We start from the raw sequence: 6,867 nt of genomic DNA, 5'->3' as shown, positions 1-6,867 counted from the left end.
GTCGTCGTCGTCGTCGTCGTCGTCGTCGTCGTCGTCGTCGTCGTCGTCGTCGCGCGCGNGNGNGNGNGNGNGATGGGCGTGGCACCGTGCCGTGGGCCTTCCCCTCACCCCAACCCCTCTCCCACAAGGGGAGAGGGGCTTGTTTGTCATGCCCCTTTTGGATGAAAGGGCTGGTTCGTTACATCCCCGCCACGTCCGGGTGATCGCCGACGATGTTCAGGGCCACCGACAGGAGCTTGTCCGCCTCGGTCTTCATCTTCGACAGGCTGTCGAAACCGAAGCGATGAACGTCACGCAGGGTCTTGTCCACCACCAGCAGCTTGCCCACGGAAATGATCACGCGGCCAAAACCCTCCCCGTTCAGGCTGAGCATGACCGTGGCCATGCGGCCGCATTCCTTCTCGATCAGCACCGCGACGGCGTTGTAGAACGCATTCACCCGTGCCAGGGTGGCCCGGTCCATGTCGGCGACCAGGGGGATCTCCTTGCGCTTTTCCGGGGTGATGACGAATTTGGACAGCAGCGCTTCGTCGGATTGCCCATCCCGGGTGCCGAAGGTGTCCAGGGCCCGCATCTGGCGAACCATCTCCTTCATGAAATCAGTTTCCAGAATGGGATCAGCGGTGGTGTTGCTCATGGATGTCTTCCCCAAATGTCCACAGGTTGATGGATCAGGCTTCTTCTTCCCATGGCTCGGCGGCCATGGCGTCAAACCGGTCCGGGTCCGAACGTCCCTGCTGCATGGCCTTGGCCAGCCAGGGCGGCGGACAACCGTCCCGAATCACGTCCTGAAGCTCGCCCAGCAGCGGACCGATGCGGGTCCCGTGGGCCACCTTCAGGGGTTGTACCCCCAGGGCCAGGAGTTGCTTGACCGCCGAGGCGCCCGCCGCTTCGCAGTACACGGCGGCACAGCCTTGCAGGGCATCGAACTTGGCCATCAGCTTGTCCTCATGGCCGTCCCGGGCCTGCATGCCGAACTGCACGGCCTCCACCAGTGCACTGCCCTCGCTTTCCAGGCGGTAGATGGCCAGGCACTGGGCGGACCCGAAATGCTGGTCCACCCGTTTGAGGTCCGTACTGGCAAAGGCAATCAGAACCGGGGCTGGCGATGACATGGCGGCGGTCTCAGTGACAGGCGGCGTAACCACCTGCAGGCGACGCTGAAGTCCCATGGCGAGGACCCTCCGGAAGGTCGGTGTCGGGGGAACGGTCGTAGATGGAGCGGTAGGGGGTCACGCCGTGGTGGGACGCCACCCGCAGGTTGGCCAGATCGAACAGGGCCTGCTGGGCACCCCCATAACCGATCCAGGTCCGCTGGAAGCCGCCCAGCCAGTCGTACTGGGGGAACCCGGCCCGCAGCAGGGGGATGCCCAGCCGCTGGGCCGAGGCCACCCCATGGGCATTGGCAATGAGCAGTTCCGCTCCCTGCTGCCGGGCCATGGCCTCCAGATCTTCCAGGTCGCCGATCTTGATGGTGCGTACTGAAAGGCGATCCAGTACCGGCGCCTTGACGGGCACGGCGGCGGCCACCACCTCGCTGCCCACTTCCCGCAGCAGGGCCGAAAACCCCGCCAGCAGGTCCGCTTCGCCGGCCACGGCAATGCGTGCCAGTCCCATCATGAAATGGGTGTCGAGCATGGCGTCCTGCAGACGGGCGCGCTGGCGGCGCAACCGGACCGGCACCGGCCGGCCGCTGAGCCGGGACAGGGTCAGCAGCAGTTCATCCGTGGCATCCATGCCCATCAGGCCGTCAAAACGCAGATCCGGCACGCCGGTACGGGCCTTGAGCAGGTCCGCCGCCGTCGCCATGGAGGCACCCACCACCAGGGTGGCCTGGGCATTCCCCAGCGTGGCCAGTGCGGACAGGGGCGTGCCGCCGGTGGTCAGGGCGGACAGACGGGCCTGGTCCAGATGACCGTCCAGGGAGGCGGACAGATCCGGCAGGACCACTGGTTCCAGGTCGAACGCCTCGATGATCTCCTTGAGATGGTCCACGTCGCCCGGGGTCAGGCTTGACCCGGCCAGCACGTTAAGCTGCCGGGGCCGACTGCCGGGGACCGTCCCGGCCGCCTTCGCCTCGGGCACCAGGGTGTCGATGAGGGCGGTCACCGCCAGGGCAAAGCCGGTCTCCGCCGAGCCGCAATAATCCGGGGTGTTCACCGGCACCACCGCCACCTGGGCAAACTCGGGATGCTGCATCCGGAACTCCCGCACCACCCGATGGATGTCGGCCCCTTCCGTTTCCGACAGTCCGGTGGTGACGATGCCGATCAGGGCCGGCGCGGACTTGTTGCAAATGGTGGCCAGGCCTTCCACCAGGGCCTCGTCGGCGCCCATGACCGCGCTCACCTGATCCATGGCGGTGGTCTGCAGGGGGATGGGTTCCCGGAAGTGGCGCACCAGAAACACCTTGGCAAAGGCGGTACAGCCCTGGGCGCCATGGAACATGGGCATGGTCCGATCCATGCCCAGGAACGCCAGGGCACCCCCCAGGGGCTGGCTGGCCTTGAGGGGGCTGACGGACAGGGCCTTGTTGCGCTTGAGGATTTCAGGCATGTCAGCGGACCTCCGAGGTGGCGGGCATGCCGTCGGCATCCCAGGGGGCGGGTTCACGGACCCGGGGCCAGATGGGGCTTTCCAGGGTGATGGCCAGCTGACGGGCCAGTTCCAGCATCCCCTCGTAGCCGGCGTAGGCGTGTTCCCGTTCCTGGTTGATGTCCAGGAAGGGCATGCGGGCCTTGAGGGCGGTATAGAGGTTGCGGCCGCCGGCGATGAGCATGTCGGCCCGGGTTTCTTCATAGATGCGCAGCAGGTTGGCGGGACTGCCGTCCTCGATCATGACCGCGTCCTCCCCCATCAGCTGGCGAATGCGGGCCTTGTCGGCATCCGTGGACTTGCGGGTGCCGGTGGCCACCACGGTCATGCCCAGATCCTGCAGGGCGGATACCACCGACCAGGACTTGACGCCACCGGTGTAGAGCAGCACCCGCTTGCCCCGCAGGCGGTCCCGCCAGGGTTCCAGGGCGGCATGAATGCGGGATTCTTCCCGGGCGATGAGGTCCTCGGTGCGCCGGGTCAGATCCGGATCATCGATCAGGCAGGCAAAATCCCGCAGGGCCTGGGACATGTCCTGCACGCCGTAGAAGCTGCCCTCGAACCAGGGGATGCCGTAGCGCTCTTCCAGCTTTCTGGCCACGTTGATCATGGCCTTGGAGCAGACCAGCATGTTGGCCTGGCTGCGGTGCATGGACTGGATCTGGTGGAAGCGGGCGTCCCCGGACAGGGTGCAGAGGATGCGCAGGCCCAGCTCGTCGAACAGGGGCAGCACGTGCCAGAACTCACCGGCGATGTTGTATTCGGCGATGAGGTTGACCTGATGGACCCGGATGCCGGGGCGTGTCGCGGACGCCGGGATGGGGTCCGGCTCCCGGGTACCCACCACCTTCTTCACCATGGTCTCGCCGGCGATGCGATTGCCCAGGTTCTTGGAGCCGTAGAAACCGGCGGCATCCACGTGCACCACCGGTACCCCGAAGCGTTCCTGGGCGGCCTTGCAGACGGCATCCACGTCATCGCCGATGAGGGCGGTGACGCAGGTATTGTAGACAAACACCGCTGGGGGTCGGTGGGCCTCCACGGCCTGGCGGATGGCGTGGAACAGGCGTTTTTCGGAGCGGCCCATGATCACGTCCTGTTCGGTGAGGTCGGTGGTCATGCCCAGGCGGAACAGGTCCGGGCCACCGGAGGAGCGGGTACCCCGGTTGTCCCAGGTGTTACCGGCGCAGGCGATGGGGCCGTGGACGATATGGGCCACATCGGCCACCGGCAGCAGGGCGATCTGGGCGCCGTCGAAGGCGCAACCGCCGGCGGTGGCGCCGGGCTTGGGCCGGGTGCAGCCGCCCTTGGGCTTGTGGGTGTTGTGGGCACAGGCCGGTTCGTCCAGCAGTGCCTTGATGTCCTGTGCCTTCATGCCTTGCCTCCGCGTTTGGCGCGTTGTTGAGGTGATGAAATGCAAGGAGCGGGCCAGGCTGAATAATGGCGTCAAGCCATTGTTTATTCAAGACTTTCAGGAACGGAGGGATTGTTGCGAATGTGACAATGGTGGGAGGATTGGAGCAAGGGTGTCATTGCGGAGGATGGGTCGCCCCTCATCCCCGGCCCTTCTCCCCCGGGGGGAGAAGGGCGTAGAGAGATTCATTCAGGCTTCCAGCCCGGTACGGAACTTTTCCAGCGTCTGCGGCTGGCGTCCCATGGACTTGGCCAGCCAGGGCGGGGGGGAACCTTTGAGGACATCCTGCAACTGGGTGATGACTTCCGCTGCCACGCTGCCCCGAGGGAACTTCACCGGGTGTACCCCGGCGCGGATCACCTTGGCGGCGGCGGGACCACCGATGCCCTGGATATATAATACTTGGCAGTCATTCACCATCGCAGCACGGGCGGCGTTGCGATCATCGCTCAGATCCGCGGTTTCCGTCTCGCGGATGTCCACCAGGCGGGATTCAGTGGCGGATACCTGATAAACCAGAAACCGCAGGCAGGAACCAAAATGTCCGTCCAGCTTTTCCCCGGTATTGGAGGCCATGGCGATACGCACGGAATCCGCCATGTCACCGGGCACGTAGTCCTCGATGGTGGGCAATCCGGGCTCCACGTCCCGTTCCCCACTGAGATAACGAACGGCCATTTCCAGGGCCTCGTCCCCGGGGCCGCCCTCCTCCTCCGATTCCGACTTGGGACGCTTGAGGGCCTGGCGCAGATCCGCCACGGTGAGCCGGGCCAGGCCGTCCTCCCGGATGGGGGCATCCACCTTCTCGATGATGGCCTCGATCAGGCGCGGTAGCTGCACCCCGGGCAGGACCCGGCTCGCCAGAGCGATGCGCAGGGCGCATTCACGGTTGAGGATGTCGGGTGACATGAGGATCTCCTGCTGGTGTCGGTATCTGGCGCATTCATTGACCCGGTTCACTATCAAAGGCGCTTGACGCGCAGCGTGATGGGCAGCCGGGGCGCCGCGTCCATGGGCTCCAGGTAATAGCGGGAACCGTCCGCCAGGGTCAGTTCCCCGCCCCAGCGGCCGGGGCCCTCGTGTTCCATGGAGACGATCATCTCCTCCAGATCCTTCTTGGGGACGTAGAGGGTCAGGCCCCCGGCTTCGGTCTTGTTGATCATGACGCTGGGCATGATGGTGTGCTCTCCGGCGAAGTGAGCCCCTCTCCCCCAGGGGGGAGAGGGGTTGGAGTGGGGCGCGGGTGGATCAGCGAACCAGATCGTAGTTGTAGTCCGTGTCGCCCATGATGCGGGTCTCTTCGTCCAGACGCTCCAGCACTGCATTCACCAGGGTGGTGAGGATGTACATGCCGCCCTCATAGCCCAGGGTGGTCATGCGGTGCAGGTGGTGGCGGTCGAAGATGGGGAAACCGATCCGCACCAGCGGTACCTCAAACTCCTTGCCCTTGGCCAGCGTGTCGCGCTGGATGAACTTGCCGTAGGAGTTGCCGATCAAAAAGTCCGGCTTGTCGGTGAACACCAGGGAACGCAGGTGCCACAGGTCCCGGTTGACGTGCACTTCGCTGCGGGCGCCGTAGGGGCTCTCGGAGAGGATCTTCTCCATCGCCTTCTTCCAGCGCTTGTTGGCATGGTGCACCAGGATGTGCCTGGGCTCGGCGCCCAGCTCCATCAGGAACTTGGCCATGCCATGACGAAGTCCGCGTCCCCGTACAGGGCGTAGGTCTTGCCGTGCAGCCAGGTGTGGGAATCGGTGATCATGTCCACCAGACGGCCCCGTTCCTTTTCCAGGGAGGCGGGGATCGGCTGGCCGGTGATCTCCGAGACCTTCATCAGGAACTCGTCGGTCCACTCCAGACCCATGGGGATGTTCAGCTTGGGCACTTCATGGTTCCAGGTGCCCTGCACGTACTTCTTGGTCTTTTCCAGTTGCCAGGGCTGCAGCAGGATGGTGTCCCGGGCGTTGGGGGCATCCTTGAGTTCTTCCTGGGTGGTGCCGCCGGCGTACATGCGGTATTCGCCGTCGGCCGGGGTGTCCAGCACTTCTTCCGGGTCGCACAGCAAGGTGGCGTCCACGCCCATTTCCTTCATCATGCGCTTCATCACCCGGTAGTTGCCCAGGTAGGTCTCGAAACCCGGCACCAGATTGAGCTTGCCGTTCTTGCCAGGCTCCTTGCCTTCCATGTCGTTGACGGTGAAGTAGCGGATGGTGCCCTCGAACATGTTGTCCCAGCCGGTGGTATGGCTGCCCACGAAGGACGGCGTATGGGCATAGGGCGTGGGGAAGTCCTCGGGGATGTAGCCTTCCTTGCGGGCGTTGCCGATGAAGGCGTTGAGGTCGTCACCGATGACCTCGGCCATGCAGGTGGTGGAGATGGAGATCATGGCCGGCTTGTACAGGGCCTTGGCGTTCTGCAGGCCTTCCATGATGTTCTTCTGCCCACCGAACACGGCGGCGTCCTCGGTCATGGAGTCGGAGACGCAGGCGATGGGCTCGCGGAAATGGCGGTTGAAGTAGGTGCGGAAATAGGCCACGCAACCCTGGGAACCGTGCACGTAAGGCAGGGTGTTTTCGAAACCCAGGGAGCACAGCACCGAACCCAGGGGCTGGCAGGCCTTGGCCGGGTCCACGGTCAGGGCCTCGCGCTGGAAGTTCAGTTCCTTGTACTCTTCCGTGGTGGTCCACTGAAAGACTTCCTGTACCTTTTCGGGGCTGTGCGCCTCCTCGGCAACGGCCCGCTTGCGGGCCAGGACTTCCTGATACTCCTCGCTCTGGAACAGGGGGTAGCAGGGCTTGATGTTGTCTGCGTTCTGGCTCATGGTGATTTCTCCTGCCGCGCCACCAATCTGTGGACGAAC

Annotated in this window: 6 protein-coding genes and 1 pseudogene; all 7 read right to left on the bottom strand. The window is 64.7% G+C overall.

What is annotated here, in order from left to right:
* Positions 1 to 178: 178 nt before the first annotated feature.
* The 7 genes and pseudogenes from ECTPHS_RS10965 to nifK all read right to left on the bottom strand — a co-directional run bounded on the left by ECTPHS_RS10965 (position 179) and on the right by nifK (position 6,828).
* Complete coding sequence (locus ECTPHS_RS10965) at positions 179 to 637, bottom strand: NifX-associated nitrogen fixation protein (protein WP_008932816.1); 459 nt, start codon at positions 635 to 637, stop codon at positions 179 to 181.
* 34 nt (positions 638 to 671) lie between these two features.
* Positions 672 to 1,115 (bottom strand): NifB/NifX family molybdenum-iron cluster-binding protein, encoded by a 444-nt coding sequence (locus ECTPHS_RS10960; protein WP_008932815.1) that lies wholly within the window; start codon positions 1,113 to 1,115, stop codon positions 672 to 674.
* A 10-nt stretch (positions 1,116 to 1,125) separates the two neighbouring features.
* Positions 1,126 to 2,556 carry a nitrogenase iron-molybdenum cofactor biosynthesis protein NifN gene (gene nifN, locus ECTPHS_RS10955; protein WP_008932814.1) on the bottom strand — a complete coding sequence of 477 codons (1,431 nt, stop codon included), beginning with the start codon at positions 2,554 to 2,556 and terminating at the stop codon, positions 1,126 to 1,128.
* Position 2,557: 1 nt separating this feature from the next.
* Positions 2,558 to 3,970 carry a nitrogenase iron-molybdenum cofactor biosynthesis protein NifE gene (nifE, locus tag ECTPHS_RS10950; RefSeq protein ID WP_008932813.1) on the bottom strand — a complete coding sequence of 471 codons (1,413 nt, stop codon included), beginning with the start codon at positions 3,968 to 3,970 and terminating at the stop codon, positions 2,558 to 2,560.
* 228 nt (positions 3,971 to 4,198) lie between these two features.
* Entirely contained in the window at positions 4,199 to 4,918 is a 720-nt protein-coding gene (gene nifX / locus ECTPHS_RS10945) for a nitrogen fixation protein NifX (RefSeq protein WP_008932812.1), read from the bottom strand.
* A 53-nt stretch (positions 4,919 to 4,971) separates the two neighbouring features.
* Positions 4,972 to 5,184, bottom strand: coding sequence for a putative nitrogen fixation protein NifT (gene nifT / locus ECTPHS_RS10940; protein ID WP_008932811.1), 213 nt, complete (start codon positions 5,182 to 5,184; stop codon positions 4,972 to 4,974).
* Between the two features lie 73 nt (positions 5,185 to 5,257).
* Positions 5,258 to 6,828, bottom strand: a pseudogene (nifK, locus tag ECTPHS_RS10935) (nitrogenase molybdenum-iron protein subunit beta).
* Positions 6,829 to 6,867 lie beyond the last annotated feature (39 nt).

Origin of the sequence: Ectothiorhodospira sp. PHS-1, assembly GCF_000225005.1 — a bacterium.
Classification (GTDB): domain Bacteria; phylum Pseudomonadota; class Gammaproteobacteria; order Ectothiorhodospirales; family Ectothiorhodospiraceae; genus Ectothiorhodospira.
This window is presented reverse-complemented; position numbering and strand designations above follow the sequence as displayed.